The organism is Paenibacillus sp. FSL E2-0190, assembly GCF_037992965.1.
GTDB classification, from domain to species: Bacteria; Bacillota; Bacilli; order Paenibacillales; family Paenibacillaceae; genus Paenibacillus_AQ; species Paenibacillus_AQ odorifer.
In genome coordinates this window covers 3,036,564-3,050,133 of record NZ_CP150306.1, presented here as the reverse complement: position 1 = coordinate 3,050,133, position 13,570 = coordinate 3,036,564, and the positions used below count along the sequence as shown (strand labels likewise).

The window sequence follows — 13,570 nt, the reverse complement described above, 5'->3', positions numbered from 1 at the left end:
GCCACCCCCTCCGCTTCAAGCATTGATTTGCTAGCGGAGGTCTTTATGATCCACGCTAGCATCTGATGCCGTCAGTTTACTAATTCCCTACTTTTGCCCCAAATGAACGTGCCAAGAGTACCGCCTGTTCAATATCCATCCGCACTCCCTGCAGATCCAGACTCTTTAAATCAATTCCTTCAACAATCGCTTCCCGCATATCCGCTCCCTTAAGCTTGCATTGAGACAATTGTACACGGCTCAAATCCGCTCCGCGTAAGTCACTTTTTTGCAAATTACAGCCCATTAAATCCGCTTCTGTAAATCGAATCCCTCGCAGATCCTGTCTGCTTAGATTAGTATGTCTTAGGTTCGTGTACGACCAGTCCCCTCCGAGTAGGGAGATTCCGTCCAAATATGCATTTGAGAAATCCGATCCAACCATCTTGCAATCTTCGAATTTAGATACAAACAGGTTCGCTCCCGTAAATTTACAATTGGTAAACGCTGAACCTTTATGGTGAGACGCATTAAGCATGGCTCCAGTAAAATCACAATCAATAAATCGGCAGCCAATAGAGTTCATCTCTTCCATAGAAGTGCCTTTGAAGGAGCATTGCTCGAATGTACAGTTATTTAACTCACCATCCTGCAAGCTTCCTTGATCAAAATTGTGATTACGGAACGTTTCATTAAGGTATTGGTACATATAAATCTCATCACCTTCGTTAGTATTAAAAAAATTAATTCTTAATTAAAAATAGCACTTTAGTAGATTGTTCTCAACATTCCCTTTCGATATAATAGCAAATAAACAATGGGGAGGAAAATTATGGATGTGTCCAGCAGGAAAGAACCATTCCGTTATGTTATGAACCATCCGCTTGAATGCTGGATTGAAGTTCCGCTTAACAATTCCGGTCCAGGTGCTGGAAAGTTAACAGAGGCTGTATTACTCGATCTTAGCCGTTCGGGTTGTAAGGTACGTACTCCTTTGAATCTTCGATTCACTGCAAGAGATACTAGGCTTATTATTCATCTTCAATTAAATGAAGAGAAGCTTCAGCTCTTATGCAGCGTCCGGTGGGGTTGGATGTTTGGGCTTGGCCAATATCAATATGGAGTTAAATTCCGCTTGGACGAAAATGAGGAAGAACGCCTAATAAGAGAGCTTGAAACATGGACCGCCACCCTTCGGGTTGAAGGTCTGTAGAACTTACCCTAACAGATGCCCTTCACTTAGAAGGACGTCTTTTTTTTGCACAAAAACGAAGCCAAAGCTAAATCACTCTGCCTCCGTTCAAAAAACTATTCCGCCAAGTTGTGGCTAAACGTCCACTCTTTTATTAACGAGCTTGATGATGACCGCTATAAGAAGAACTGCTATCACCGCTTCAAACAGAAGAGGAGCTAGATTCAAATGACCCTGTATAAGCTGTATCCCATTTGCGGTATCCGTCTCATCTATGACCTCGAACTGGAATACACTTTCCCAAGCAGTGAAGTTACTTTTGAAAATAAAATACTCCAAATAGAATATTCCATTCTGTAACAAATACGCAGTGGCCAGCCCAATCCATACTCGCCCCTTAAATTTCACACTTCGTGCAACCGTAATGGAGACCATCAAGGTAAGCATGATATAACCGGTAAACCAATACGCCTGCAAGAGAACTAACAATCCCACTTTCCAGAAATTCTCCGGAAGAAATGAGGAGGGATACATTGAAAGATACACACCAAAATGGATCAAAGCTATTAAAATAATACCCAGCATTAGAGCTAAATAGAGCACTAACGGAGAAAGGACTGTGTTCAAAGTTCTTACGGGCACTAGGCGACGATTATAGGAATTTATATTGTTAAAAAAGGTTTTTGCTGCCATGACAAGAAAGATCAGTCCTGCAATAACATAAGCTATTCCGTTCAAAGTAAACCGTTCATAGTCATGCAGTTTGGTAAATCCTAACCCAATCTGTGCCAGAATTATGATTACAAAAACTGCAAGAAACTTATCCCTATCCCGTCTAAAATCATACTTCACTAGCTTTAGCATTCTGCGTACACCTCTCTGAACAGTTCGTCAATACTTTTGCCATGGCGTAGCCGAATATCCTCCACCGCAGTATGCATCAGAATTTCTCCTTCTTTTATAAAAATCACATCATCAAAGATCCGCTCAATATCCGATACTAAATGGGTTGATAAGAGAATGGTACTGTCCTCTTCATAAAACTCTACTAACGCGTTAAGAATTTTTGTTCTAGCTACCGGATCTACACCACCAATGGGTTCATCCAGCAAATAAAGGCTAGCTCGGCGTGATAGGGCAAGTGTAAGCTGTAAACGTTCGTTCATCCCTTTGGACAGGTCCTTTACCTTATCTTGCGCTCTTAGTTTCATAAACTCCAACATTCGCGAGGCTTTAGTCTGATCAAAATCCGGATAGAAGTCAGTTTGGAATTTCAGAGCATCAGAAACACTCATCCAGGATTCTGTAAGCGGCTTATCAGGCATAAACGACACCACCGCTTTACTTTCTGTTCCTACAGAACCCCCAATGACGGATACACGACCAGAGGTAGGTTGTGTCAGTCCAGCGATGATTTTCATAAGTGTACTTTTGCCGCTGCCGTTACTGCCCAGCAGTCCTGTGATCTTACCCGCACTCAGATTAAAAGATACCTTGTGGAGGGCATGCTTGGATCTATATTTTTTTGTAACTTCATGAACCTCAAGTATATTCCCCAACTTGTTTATCCCCCTATTCTTTATCCTTGTTACGGATATTCTCCGCAACCACCGCTAAAATATCTTCGCCTTGAAAGCCAAGATCCTGCATACCACGAATGAAACGATCTAGCACATCTTTGGCCATTTCTTTTTTGATGGTCAGGATAGTACCTTCATTACTTGTGACGTATCTTCCCATTCCACGCCGGGTTTCCACGATTTCTTCACGCTCCAGTTCCTGAAAAGTCCTTTGCACCGTATTCGGATTAATCTGCAGTTCACTGGCAAGTTCTCGTACTGAGAGTATTTTATCTCCCGGTTTCAGCTTGCCTGTGACGATTTCACCTTTGATGTAATTCATGATCTGTATATAAATCGGCAGGTTGTTATCGAATTCGATTGTCATGATTAAGCAACATCCCTTCGTCTAAAGACGGAGAAACCTACGAGAAGAAAGACAGCTGTGTATAAGACAAGCATCACGACAGAAAAGGTCAGTGTCATTCCAGGCATTGGTGCTCCTCCACCTTCATAAGCAGATAAATTTAAGTTTGGAAACAGAACATATTTGTAAAAATCACGAGAAATAATCAATTTGTCTATCATTAATGCAAACATAGTAGCCCCAATCGTTACTCCCGTTGAAGTGGTCAATATCCCCAGCATAAAAGCAAGTGTTCCATACACAACCGTACTAACGAGATTATACAATAGGTTTGTAAGCATCTCACTCATACCCGCTTCTCCACCACTTAGTCCAAACCACAAAGCTCCTGTTCCAAAAACGGCTATACCTCCGATGACAGTCAAAGTCAAAGCATACAACAGTACAACCACATATTTGGATGCGAGGATTGCTGTACGGCTTCTGGCGCGGATAAGCAGGAACTTAATGGTTCCTTGACTATACTCTTTTGAGACAATACCTGCTGTTCCGATGATCGCAAGAATTGTAATCACTTGCCCAATCCCTTGAGAAAGCAGCATCATAGCTGAAAAATCATAAGCTGATTCAAACAGGTCAGGTGAGACAGAATGAACTATATAACCTAACAGCAGGGATAATAGAATTAATATCAGATATGGCATAAAAAATGTGCGTTTTTTTGAGAGCTTGAGCCATTCATTCACAATCAGATTATTAAAGTTACGCAATGCGGTTTCCTCCTGTCCATTTCAAGAAATCTTCCTCAAGACTTTGTTTATTCTCCGTAATCCGAAAAATCCCCACACCTTCATCACTAAAAGTAGATACAAGCTCCGGTACTCTGCTATCAAGCAGACTTACTGTCACTTCAGATCGCGCGCTATCCATAGAGATCAATTCCGCATAATCCAAGCGCTCCAAGATATTTATAGCGGATTCGATTGATCCTACACGGATGGTGAGCTTCACTTGTGCGGTTGCTTCCTGCTCCTCACCAATCGTAGTTACGGTCACCAGCTTACCATTCTGGATCACAATAGCCCGATGGCATATTTGTTCAATTTCAGTAAGTAAATGGCTGGAAATCAGAATAGAAATGCCTTCCACTTCGGCGATGGTACGCATATAATCACGCATTTCCCGTATTCCGGCCGGATCAAGTCCGTTCGTAGGCTCATCTAAAATCAATAACTTCGGCCGATTGAGAAGCGCCTGAGCAATCCCAAGACGTTGGCGCATCCCCAGCGAATAAGCCTTTACTTTTTTATTCATCGCTTCTTGAAGTCCTACCAGTTCTACAACCTCATCTATTCTGCCAGCCTCAATGTTATCCGTCATTCTTTGATACTGCTTCAGATTATCAAGTCCAGTCATATAGGGATAAAACTCTGGATTTTCAATTATCGCACCGATATGGCCAATCGCCTGCTTAAAATCCTTTTTTACACTGTGGCCTTGGATAATCACATCGCCTTCGCTCATCCTTATTAAACCCGTCATCATTCGAATCGTTGTGGTCTTTCCTGCACCGTTTGGACCTAGCAATCCAACAATTTCACCCTTACGGATATCAAATGTCAGCTTATCCACAATTGGTCTTCCTTTGATGATCTTACTTACCTCATTCATTTGCAGAACGATTGAATCTTGCATTTCTACACCACTCCCCTGTTTCATGCGAATCCTCCCTGCCAACTAATGTATTGTTCATTTTTTATATTGTGTCAGTGTCTTAGTTAAATAGTACACTAATATATTGTTGGAGTAAAGCCCAAAATAATAAATTCATGCAAATAAGGGCTTTCTATTAGACTATCAGCCAAGCCAAAAAGTTATATGAACATAGATTAGATAACAAAGGAGGAATTACAAATGAAAAAAGAAGTTCACATTTCTCAGACTTTCCCTCGCTTGACCGTGTACGATGAAGAAAACTTCAATGGACGCCGTAGAGTATATACTGGCAACCTGGGTATTCGTAATACGGACAACATCCTCGATGGTATTGAGAGCCTTCGGTTCTTCTCTACTAGCAGCAATGCTACACTGGTACTCTTCACAAGAACCCGGTTTAGAGGAAATTTCCGTGTTCTTCGCGGGAACCGCAACATTAGGGATCTGGATGATTTCATTTCAGGTAATGACGTGGAATCCATTATTTCTACTAACCAACGCTTAACCCTCGAACAAATCCGTAATATCCGCAGCAGCGGTAACTTGCCTTCGGGATATCGTTTGATCTAGGAATTGCTTACAACAACAAAAAGGAGTAATCCGGAGCCTAGCGCCCAGGTCACTCCTTTTTCCAGTCGAAACTACCGCATTCATTTATGGTAAATCTGGCGGCGAGTTGTCGAAAACGACAGTTCGTCAATCGAACTTGGAGGGATTAACCATGATTACAAAAAAAGTAACATCTGTAATATATCCTAGGCTAAGAGTGTTTAGTGAGGAGAACTTTCGGGGGCTTCGCAGAACTCTTCGCGGCAACCTGGGCATTGCAGATATAGATTCAGTCCTTACAGGAATAGAAAGCTTGCGCTTCTTCTCCACAAATCCGAACGCTACGCTTGTGTTATTCGATCGTTCTGCCTTCCGCGATAATTTCGTCATTTTGCGTGGTAACCGCAGCATCCGCGAACTGGACGACTTTCTGCGAAGAGGAGATGTCGAATCGCTCATTTCAAGCAATCAACGGCTGACCCCGGCGCAGGTTCGCACCATTCAACGTACCGGCAGCTTGCCATCAGGATATCGTTTGATCTAATTCAATGAGGACGCAGTTTAAGCCATAAGCTTAAGGTGCGCCCTCTTTTATTTTCCGCTATAATGACTCCATACATATTAAACAGGAAAGAAGGCTACTTTATGGAACCGATCGTTTCTACTCGATGGCTGCTTGCTCGGTTATACGAGCCTGAACTTGTTATAGTCGATTGCCGTTTTTTACTCACGGATCCGGAAGCTGGGCGTAAAGCCTATACGGAAGATCATATTCCCGGAGCACTTTATCTACATCTGGAAGAACAGCTTTCCGCTCCAGTAAGCGCACACGGTGGACGCCACCCACTGCCTGAGATCTCGAAGCTAACCACCGTTCTTAGCAAGGTTGGCATTAACAGAGATAGCATTGTCGTTGCTTATGATGATCAAGGTGGAGCTTACGCTTCCCGTTTATGGTGGATGCTCAGTTATTTAGGGCATGAACGTGTGTATGTAATGGATGAAGGCTACTCTGCTTGGAAAAATGGTAAATTTCCCGTCAGTGATCATCAAGCGGTTAGGATTCCTAGCCAGTATGAAGCAGATGTTCAGAAGAAGATGCTTGTTAGCATGGAAGATGTGCAAAATGTAGTTAACGACGGTGGCGCACTATTGATGGATTCCCGCGAGTCCCGCCGCTATGAAGGACTTGAAGAACCCATTGATCCGAAGGCAGGTCATATTCCCGGAGCGATCAATAAGTTCTGGAAGGATGTACTGGATGAGCAAGGGCGCTGGAAATCAACTGAGGTGCTGAAAGAGCATTATGAAGGAATTAATCCTGAGCAAGAAATTATCGTGTACTGCGGTTCAGGCGTAAGTGCCTGCCCAAATGTGCTCGCACTAGGCAAAGCCGGGTACAAGAATGTGAAGCTGTATGCAGGAAGCTGGAGTGATTGGATTTCATATGAGGAGAATCCGGTGGCTACTGGAGGAGAGTAAAATACAAGAGCCCGCGTCCGACGCGGGCTCTTGTATTTATGAGTAACTCCGATAGATAGCTAAAATCAACAAATCAAAACTCAAGTCAACAGTTAGCTAACTTTAACTACGTCTTTTATGCTGTTTAGATCGGTCAAATCCTTTCCCAATGCGCTTTCTAGCTGATTATTCCCTCTGTTTACTCCTTTTCAATGTTTGGAGAAATTATTCTAAAAATCGCTGATCCGCAGCTGATTCTCCGCGTCCAACAGCTCGAATTGATTTCGATTAAACCGGATCAGCCCGTCCTGTGCCATTCGCTGCAGTTCTCTGGACAAGGCGCTGCGGTCAACAGTCAAATAATCAGCCAGGTCGCTGCGGGTAAACGGAATTTCAAAACAGGCGGAATTGTTTTTTTTGGTCTGGAGGGCCAAATAATGCAGGATACGGTCCCGCAGCGATTTGTGGGAGACCAGATCCAGCTTTTGATAGATAGACCGGTTGTTCTCAAGTAGCAGGGCCAACATATTCTCAATGATCCGTCCCCTTAAATGGCAAGTGTCCTGGCCGGGCCGGACGATTTTATTTATTTTGATAAACAGAATCCGGCATTCCGATCCCGCCACCGCTTCATAGCCGCTGTGCTCTTGGACAAGGCGAAGCGCCGTTTCGCCAAAGATTTCTCCATCCCCGAGTTCCGAGAAAATAAATCTCATGCCTGAGATATTATCTTTGCACAGCAAAACATTGCCATGGATAATAATGCCCACCGAATCCAGAATATCGTCTTTTCTAAAAACAACCTCCTTCCGCGCAAAATCCTTGATTGTGCCCTGCAGGCAGCTCAGTGCTTGCTGCACCTCCCGGTCCGCGAATCCCTTAAACAAAGTGGTGCTCTGTATCCTGCTCAGATATTTCTGCAATTTTCTCAGCCTCCTGTTGCCATGGCAACAGAGTCATGATGAATACTCTGCTACAATAAAATAAATGAGAATAATTCTCATTAGTCATTCTCATTATATCAAATTGCAGGAATCATTCAATCAAGCAATTTGGAAATAATCAAAACACTGTACTTTGAATAGGGGGATCGTATGAGTGGAATTACAGCAGGCAAGGTATTTTTCTTAACAGATATGATCAGCGTCAAGCCGCACCGGATTGCGAGCCGAACGCTGTCATTACCCGTAGCTGCAGCCGAAACAGCAGCACAACCGGAATGGGTATTGTATGCCATGGATCAGGAGGAGACTATCAGTTCGGAGACCTCCCCCAAATCTAAAATCATCCATGTGCTGGAAGGCGAGCTTCATCTGCTGGTGGCGGCAGAGCCCTATCAATTGACAGCCGGCGCATCTGTTATCGTCCCAGCGGGCACATGGCATGATTATTCCGCCCACAGCAGCTGCAAATTTTTGCAAATCAGTATATAAAACGGAGGTATTCAAAATGGAAACAGGTTTATTTATTAAAAAACTGCCGCAATCCGCAGTCATAGATTTGAAAGAAATCATCACAATAGAGGAACAGCAGGTTTCCAGTCTGACCCTTGTACAGCGGCCAAATCTGGCAATGACCTTACTTTCGCTGGATAAAGGCTCGTCGATTGGGGGCCATTCTTCCCCGGGCGATGCCATGGTCAACATTTTGTCCGGGCAAGCGGAAATTACAATTGGAGAAGATAACTACACAGTTCATGCGGGGGAGACCCTAGTTATGCCGGCCAATATTCCGCATGCCCTATACGCAACAGAAGCGTTTCAGATGCTTCTGGTTGTAGTCAAGCCGGATAAGTAATGGGGTGAATGCGATGAAAAAGGAAGTAGGCCATAATTTTTTGGCGCGGCTGGGAAAAAAACGTTTGCGGCCCGGCGGCGTTGCAGCAACCAACTGGCTGATCCAGCAAGCCAATCTGAGTACGGACAGCCAGGTTTTGGAGGTAGCCTGCAATATGTGCACCACCTCCATTCAACTGGCCGGGAAATACCACTGTCAAATTACCGGCATTGATATGGACCCGCGGGCGCTGGAAAAAGCAAACCGAAATATTAAAAATGCCAATCTGGAAAACTATATCCATGTCCGGCAAGGCAATGCGATGAAGCTCCCTTTTGAGAATGAGAGCTTTGACGTTGTCATTAATGAAGCCATGCTCACGATGCTTAACCAGCCTGCGAAGGAAAAGGCAGTCGCCGAATACTATCGGGTACTAAAGCCTGGCGGCATTCTGCTAACACATGATATTACCTTTGCCAAGGAAAATATGGAAGAACATCTAGCCGAGCTTCGCCGCACCATTCACATCAATGTCGAGCCGCTGTCTGTTGGGCATTGGGCGGGATTGTTCCACTCCGCAGGCTTTAAGCAAGTAGACAATGCTACCGGTCCCATGTCCTTAATGAGTATCAATGGACTCATTCGCGATGAAGGGGTTATCGGGGCGCTGCGTATTGTGAAAAACGGGCTCAAGAAAGAGAACCGGGAACAGTTCAAAAAGATGTTTACCTTTTTTAATACGACGGGTAAAGATCTGAATTATATTGCCGTTTGCAGCAGCAAAAAATAGTTGGGCGCAGGCCTATCATGTCTTATGATAGGTTTTTATTTTCACTGTAATTGAGAATAATTATCAATAAAATTCATCAATATTACCATCTAGCTGTCAAAATAACCGCTTGAAAGGAACTCACGATGAAAGCTAAATCTGTTTATGCCTTGTGCCTCAGTTTACTGTTAAGTTTATTTTTTATGTTAAGTGCCTGTTCGCAACAAAAAAATGAAAATTCGCCCAAATCCGCCGCTCCCTCCGCTGGCCCGGCAGAAACACTGAATATCACGGTCGGCGGCCCTCCTTCTCCGCCTTCTCTGCCTATTCTGAGGCTAATTGAATCCAAGGCGTTGGGAGAATCGGTCAACATCGAGTTCAAAACCTGGGAGTCCATCGACACGCTGACCGCGCTGGCTAAGGACAATCAAGTAAGCTTCTTAGCTCTGCCGCTGAACAATGCCGTCGTGATGTATAACAAGGGAATGGATCTTTCCTTGATGAATGTGAATACCTGGTCAGTGATGAGCATGATTACAACAGATCCGTCCATCCAGAGCTGGGAGGATCTTAAAGGAAAAACGCTGTATGTGCCTATGAAATCCTCGCCTGTCGATTATATTACGCAGACCTTTTTGAAGCATAACGGACTGGAGCCAGGGAAAGACATCACATTGCATTACACCCAGCTGGCTGAGGGAGCTCAGCTGTTGTTATCCGGCAAGGCCTCCACAATTGTGAGCATTCAGCCGCAAATTACCGCGATACAAATGAAAAATGATCAGGTGCGCACGATCGTGGATTACAAAAAGGAATGGCAGCAGGTTACCAAATTAAACACCGATCTGCCCAACGCCGGACTCGCAACCAAGCAGTCAGTAATTGCCAGCCAGCCGGAACTGGTCGCCCGCTTCCAGGAAGCATATCAAAAAGCGCTGCAATGGACGCTGGACAACCCCAAAGAGGCGGCTCAGTTGGCCAACAAGTATTTCAAGCTGGATGCCGGTGTGGTTGAGAAAGCGATTCCGCATATGGCGCTGGATTTCGCCTCCGCTTCCGAGAGCAAAGAGGTTCTGTCAACGTATTACCAGACGCTGATGAATTACAGCAAGGACAGCATTGGAGGCAAGCTTCCCGATGAACAGTTCTATTATCAGCCTAAGTAAAAAAGCCATATCCCTGTTGGGCATTGCCTTGCTGTGGCAGCTTGTAGCTATGCAGATGGACCCTTTTGTCCTGCCTGGCCCGCTGGAGACGATGCGCACGGTCCTGAGCTATTTCGGTGATCCGGAGTTTTATTATGCAGTTTATCGCACGCTGCTCAAGCTGCTGATCGGCATGGTCTGCGTTCTGCTGCTGGGCGGCTGTCTGGGGCTGCTGCTTGGACTTTATCCGCGTTGGAAGCCTTATCTGGAACCAGTCATCGATATAATGCAATCCGTGCCGCCGATCGCCTGGCTGGGCATCGCGATCATTTGGTTTGGGCTTACGGATCTGCCTGCAATTTTTATTATCGTGTTGTCCACTACACCGGTTTTGGTGGTCAATCTGTACGAGGGATTTGCGGCGATCGATGGCAAATTGATGCGGATGGCCAAGGTCTATCATGTGCCCGGCAATAAGATTCTCCGGCATATCATATTGCCTTCGCTCAAAAGTTATCTGAAATCAGGCATGATCACCTCAGCGGGACTGGGCTGGAAGCTGGCCGTAATGGCGGAGCTGTTGACCTCCGTCGACGGGATCGGCAGCCTGCTGTCCGATGCCAGAACAAATCTGGAGACCGATCGCGTGTTTGCCCTGGCATTGTTTATGGCTATTTTCTGGAATGTGATCAAATCTTGCATTACATTTCTGTTCCGCAGCAGGGTAAGCCTGCCGACGCATTTGAATAAATAAGGGTGGGGCTTATGCTTATTACACTACAAGAAGTTTCCAAGCACTATTCGGGAGTTCCTGTCCTGGAAAAAATCAGTTTTGAAATCCAGATGCCGAAAATCATTTGCATTCTAGGCCCTTCAGGTGCGGGAAAGACAACGTTGCTGAATATCCTGTCACAGTCCGAAAACGCCGATTCTGGCAGGGTCACTGTGCATCCAGAGCTGAAGCTGTCCTATGTCTTTCAAGAGAATTGTTTGCTGCCGTGGTCTACAGTTGGTGAGAACATCAGCTTTGTTAAGGAGGCTTCTCCGACCTCTGCGTCGGAAATCGAAGCATTTTTGGAAGAGGTCGGGCTTGCTGCCTACAAGAATCATTATCCTCATCAGCTGTCAGGAGGCATGCGGCAGCGCTGCTCCATTGCCCGCGCTTTTTATCACGGCGGAAATATGCTGCTGATGGACGAGCCTTTTCACTCCCTGGACTATCATCTGCGGTTTGATTTAGTTCAGAAATTAATCGCATTGTGGGAGCGCAAGAAATGTGCCATCGTTTTTGTGACACATGATATTGATGAAGCCCTGCTGTTGGGGGATGAAATTATGATCTTGTCCCGACATCCGGGCAGGATTGTAAAAATTATTGAAATTGATACTCCACAGCGCAGCCGTTCGCTGAAAGAGCTGAGCCTGCTGAAGATTCGCGCCGAAATTTTGGAGCAGCTGCTGACGGCACAGTAATTGCCTGAATGATGCAGAGCATTTCAAAAACAGGTATATAGAAAACGCGAGTCTGGGCGGCATTGCCCTGAACTCGCGTTTTTGTGCTAAGTGATTCGGTTATGTATTTCTAGCGCCTATTTTGCCGGGTATCGTTTCAACTGCTGCTCAAACACGGTATTATAGTAAAATTTTCGCGGATAGGTATCCTCCTTCAACAACTTGTAAAGCACGGATTGACCTTCTTCATAACGGACCGCAAATTCACATTCATCATAAAAACGCCGGGACAGCTCACGGATATTGTCTTTCTCGGACGAACAGCGCCATCCGAAATAAATCATGTCTAGCTGGTCCAGCGGATCACGGTAAGTGTCGAGGACAATACAAGCGTTTGGTTGCTCTGGATTGCTGTAAACGAGCACATGTCCGGTGTGAACAGGGTTGGCAAAAAAATGTTCATAAATCTCAGCAACGGGTACTGTAATACCCAATTGATCCATGATGATCTGAAAATTCGGGTGCGGAATATAGGTATCACTCTGCTCATCCGGGTACTCCACCAATTCTGTAATGGATGCCATGACCCCAAATTCATACTTCATATAAACATCCTTCCTGTTGATTGCTTGAAAAATATCCCTATGCTTGCTATGATAACAAAATTATTAGGATGAGAGGCGATTTTCATGAAAAAAAAGCTGCGTTCTATCACGCTCAGGGAACTGGAATACAGCTATATATTGGGCATGAGAATCCATGACGAACGGAGTCTGCTTGAATTAAAGATTTATCATAAAAATGTAAAGCTCCACCCCCTCCGCATCCAACTCCTAACATGGGATGATCCTATTGCCGGTTGTCCGCTAAATACAGGCTATCTGCTGCAAAACCATAAAAAGGGTTTTGAAGATGTCTATAATCTAAATCATCCACAGCGTATCCGCGAATGGATCGAATATGGAACGGCTAAAGGCTGGGACGGCACCCGGACAATAGAGATCATAGATGGATTGGATGCTATGCAGGAAATGGGCTATGATATTACTTCATTGCGCACCTCTATATAATCAGTCGAAAACCTGTTCCAGTGCTTGCGGATAATAAGGGCTGATAATTTTATAGGCATTCAAGTGAGGATTGCTTAAATCATTATCATAAATGATCATATGCTGTCTGCTTTTTAAAATAATATCAAATCGTTGCTTGCAGTCAGCCTGAACTATCGTAATATAATAGCTGAAGTTTTTGTCAGAACTGACATTTCGGGCCGATTTCATTAATTGAACATGAGAGAAATCAGCAAAAATCCGCTCAATAACAGCAGGATCAGTAATAATGATGTCTTTCTTTTCACCGGGAACTGAAGACAATCGCGAGATTTCTAGAGAGGCGATTTCTTCCAAACGGATGGTATTGGCTACGATTCGTTTAAACGAAGTATAGCGGCTTGCTGTATAGGCCATCAAAGAGACACCTACCCCTGTCAGAAGCGCACCGACAAGCATATATTTTCTATTTTTATCCATTTCCCCATTCCTCCCAGTAATACGATTAAGTAAACTACAATTATAAAACTATATAGACACCGGTGCAAATTCAGAA

General features: G+C 44.5%; 20 protein-coding genes. 11 read left to right on the top strand and 9 right to left on the bottom strand.

Annotated elements, in window-relative coordinates; all coding sequences use genetic code 11:
- Positions 1-79 precede the first annotated feature (79 nt).
- On the bottom strand, positions 80-688 hold the full coding sequence (locus NST25_RS13215; RefSeq protein ID WP_076126101.1) for a pentapeptide repeat-containing protein: 609 nt from the start codon (positions 686-688) through the stop codon (positions 80-82).
- 123 nt (positions 689-811) lie between these two features.
- On the opposite strand from NST25_RS13215, the gene NST25_RS13210 reads away from it, so the two are divergent.
- Positions 812-1,192, top strand: coding sequence for a PilZ domain-containing protein (locus NST25_RS13210; protein WP_076126099.1), 381 nt, complete (start codon positions 812-814; stop codon positions 1,190-1,192).
- A 114-nt stretch (positions 1,193-1,306) separates the two neighbouring features.
- Here the strand turns inward: NST25_RS13210 and NST25_RS13205 are convergent, their stop codons facing one another.
- Genes NST25_RS13205 through NST25_RS13185 form a run of 5 tightly spaced genes read right to left on the bottom strand, consistent with a single transcriptional unit; the run spans position 1,307 to position 4,816 of the window.
- The gene (locus NST25_RS13205; protein ID WP_340394167.1) at positions 1,307-2,035 is read right to left on the bottom strand and encodes a hypothetical protein; all 729 of its coding nucleotides are present in this window, start codon (positions 2,033-2,035) and stop codon (positions 1,307-1,309) included.
- On the bottom strand, positions 2,029-2,730 hold the full coding sequence (locus NST25_RS13200) for an ABC transporter ATP-binding protein (RefSeq protein WP_076126093.1): 702 nt from the start codon (positions 2,728-2,730) through the stop codon (positions 2,029-2,031). The genes NST25_RS13205 and NST25_RS13200 overlap by 7 nt, the downstream gene beginning before the upstream one ends.
- Before the next feature lie 13 nt (positions 2,731-2,743).
- On the bottom strand, positions 2,744-3,118 hold the full coding sequence (locus tag NST25_RS13195; RefSeq protein WP_339190795.1) for a GntR family transcriptional regulator: 375 nt from the start codon (positions 3,116-3,118) through the stop codon (positions 2,744-2,746).
- 2 nt (positions 3,119-3,120) lie between these two features.
- Positions 3,121-3,867, bottom strand: coding sequence for an ABC transporter permease (locus tag NST25_RS13190; RefSeq protein ID WP_340394166.1), 747 nt, complete (start codon positions 3,865-3,867; stop codon positions 3,121-3,123).
- Complete coding sequence (locus NST25_RS13185) at positions 3,860-4,816, bottom strand: ABC transporter ATP-binding protein (RefSeq protein ID WP_081383247.1); 957 nt, start codon at positions 4,814-4,816, stop codon at positions 3,860-3,862. Before NST25_RS13185 ends, NST25_RS13190 begins: the two co-directional genes overlap by 8 nt.
- Positions 4,817-5,011: 195 nt before the next feature.
- Here NST25_RS13185 and NST25_RS13180 point away from each other — a divergent pair, with 195 nt between their 5' ends.
- The 3 genes from NST25_RS13180 (at position 5,012) to NST25_RS13170 (ending at position 6,844) form a co-directional block, all read left to right on the top strand.
- A complete protein-coding gene (locus NST25_RS13180; RefSeq protein ID WP_076126089.1) occupies positions 5,012-5,383 on the top strand; it encodes a hypothetical protein in 372 nt (123 codons plus the stop codon).
- A gap of 151 nt (positions 5,384-5,534) precedes the next feature.
- Positions 5,535-5,906 (top strand): hypothetical protein, encoded by a 372-nt coding sequence (locus NST25_RS13175; RefSeq protein WP_076126088.1) that lies wholly within the window; start codon positions 5,535-5,537, stop codon positions 5,904-5,906.
- A gap of 101 nt (positions 5,907-6,007) precedes the next feature.
- On the top strand, positions 6,008-6,844 hold the full coding sequence (locus tag NST25_RS13170; RefSeq protein WP_340394164.1) for a sulfurtransferase: 837 nt from the start codon (positions 6,008-6,010) through the stop codon (positions 6,842-6,844).
- 209 nt (positions 6,845-7,053) lie between these two features.
- On the opposite strand, the gene NST25_RS13165 is transcribed toward NST25_RS13170, so the two are convergent.
- Entirely contained in the window at positions 7,054-7,746 is a 693-nt protein-coding gene (locus tag NST25_RS13165; protein WP_076126085.1) for a Crp/Fnr family transcriptional regulator, read from the bottom strand.
- A 171-nt stretch (positions 7,747-7,917) separates the two neighbouring features.
- On the opposite strand from NST25_RS13165, the gene NST25_RS13160 reads away from it, so the two are divergent.
- The 6 genes from NST25_RS13160 (at position 7,918) to NST25_RS13135 (ending at position 11,986) form a co-directional block, all read left to right on the top strand.
- The gene (locus tag NST25_RS13160; RefSeq protein ID WP_076126083.1) at positions 7,918-8,256 is read left to right on the top strand and encodes a cupin domain-containing protein; all 339 of its coding nucleotides are present in this window, start codon (positions 7,918-7,920) and stop codon (positions 8,254-8,256) included.
- Positions 8,257-8,272: 16 nt separating this feature from the next.
- Positions 8,273-8,620, top strand: a complete 348-nt coding sequence (locus NST25_RS13155; protein ID WP_076189939.1) for a cupin domain-containing protein — start codon at positions 8,273-8,275, stop codon at positions 8,618-8,620.
- A 13-nt stretch (positions 8,621-8,633) separates the two neighbouring features.
- Positions 8,634-9,389: a class I SAM-dependent methyltransferase gene (locus NST25_RS13150; RefSeq protein ID WP_340394160.1), complete on the top strand. Its 756-nt coding sequence runs from the start codon at positions 8,634-8,636 to the stop codon at positions 9,387-9,389.
- Positions 9,390-9,514: 125 nt separating this feature from the next.
- Positions 9,515-10,534 carry an MqnA/MqnD/SBP family protein gene (locus NST25_RS13145; RefSeq protein ID WP_076308089.1) on the top strand — a complete coding sequence of 340 codons (1,020 nt, stop codon included), beginning with the start codon at positions 9,515-9,517 and terminating at the stop codon, positions 10,532-10,534.
- The gene (locus tag NST25_RS13140; protein ID WP_076126075.1) at positions 10,506-11,267 is read left to right on the top strand and encodes an ABC transporter permease subunit; all 762 of its coding nucleotides are present in this window, start codon (positions 10,506-10,508) and stop codon (positions 11,265-11,267) included. The genes NST25_RS13145 and NST25_RS13140 overlap by 29 nt, the downstream gene beginning before the upstream one ends.
- An 11-nt stretch (positions 11,268-11,278) precedes the next feature.
- Positions 11,279-11,986 carry an ABC transporter ATP-binding protein gene (locus NST25_RS13135; RefSeq protein ID WP_248548146.1) on the top strand — a complete coding sequence of 236 codons (708 nt, stop codon included), beginning with the start codon at positions 11,279-11,281 and terminating at the stop codon, positions 11,984-11,986.
- Between the two features lie 116 nt (positions 11,987-12,102).
- Here NST25_RS13135 and NST25_RS13130 read toward each other — a convergent pair whose 3' ends face one another.
- Positions 12,103-12,570 carry a hypothetical protein gene (locus NST25_RS13130; RefSeq protein WP_340394158.1) on the bottom strand — a complete coding sequence of 156 codons (468 nt, stop codon included), beginning with the start codon at positions 12,568-12,570 and terminating at the stop codon, positions 12,103-12,105.
- A gap of 84 nt (positions 12,571-12,654) precedes the next feature.
- On the opposite strand from NST25_RS13130, the gene NST25_RS13125 reads away from it, so the two are divergent.
- The gene (locus NST25_RS13125; protein WP_312147788.1) at positions 12,655-13,035 is read left to right on the top strand and encodes a hypothetical protein; all 381 of its coding nucleotides are present in this window, start codon (positions 12,655-12,657) and stop codon (positions 13,033-13,035) included.
- Here the strand turns inward: NST25_RS13125 and NST25_RS13120 are convergent, their stop codons facing one another.
- Positions 13,036-13,494, bottom strand: a complete 459-nt coding sequence (locus NST25_RS13120; RefSeq protein ID WP_076126068.1) for a hypothetical protein — start codon at positions 13,492-13,494, stop codon at positions 13,036-13,038.
- Positions 13,495-13,570 lie beyond the last annotated feature (76 nt).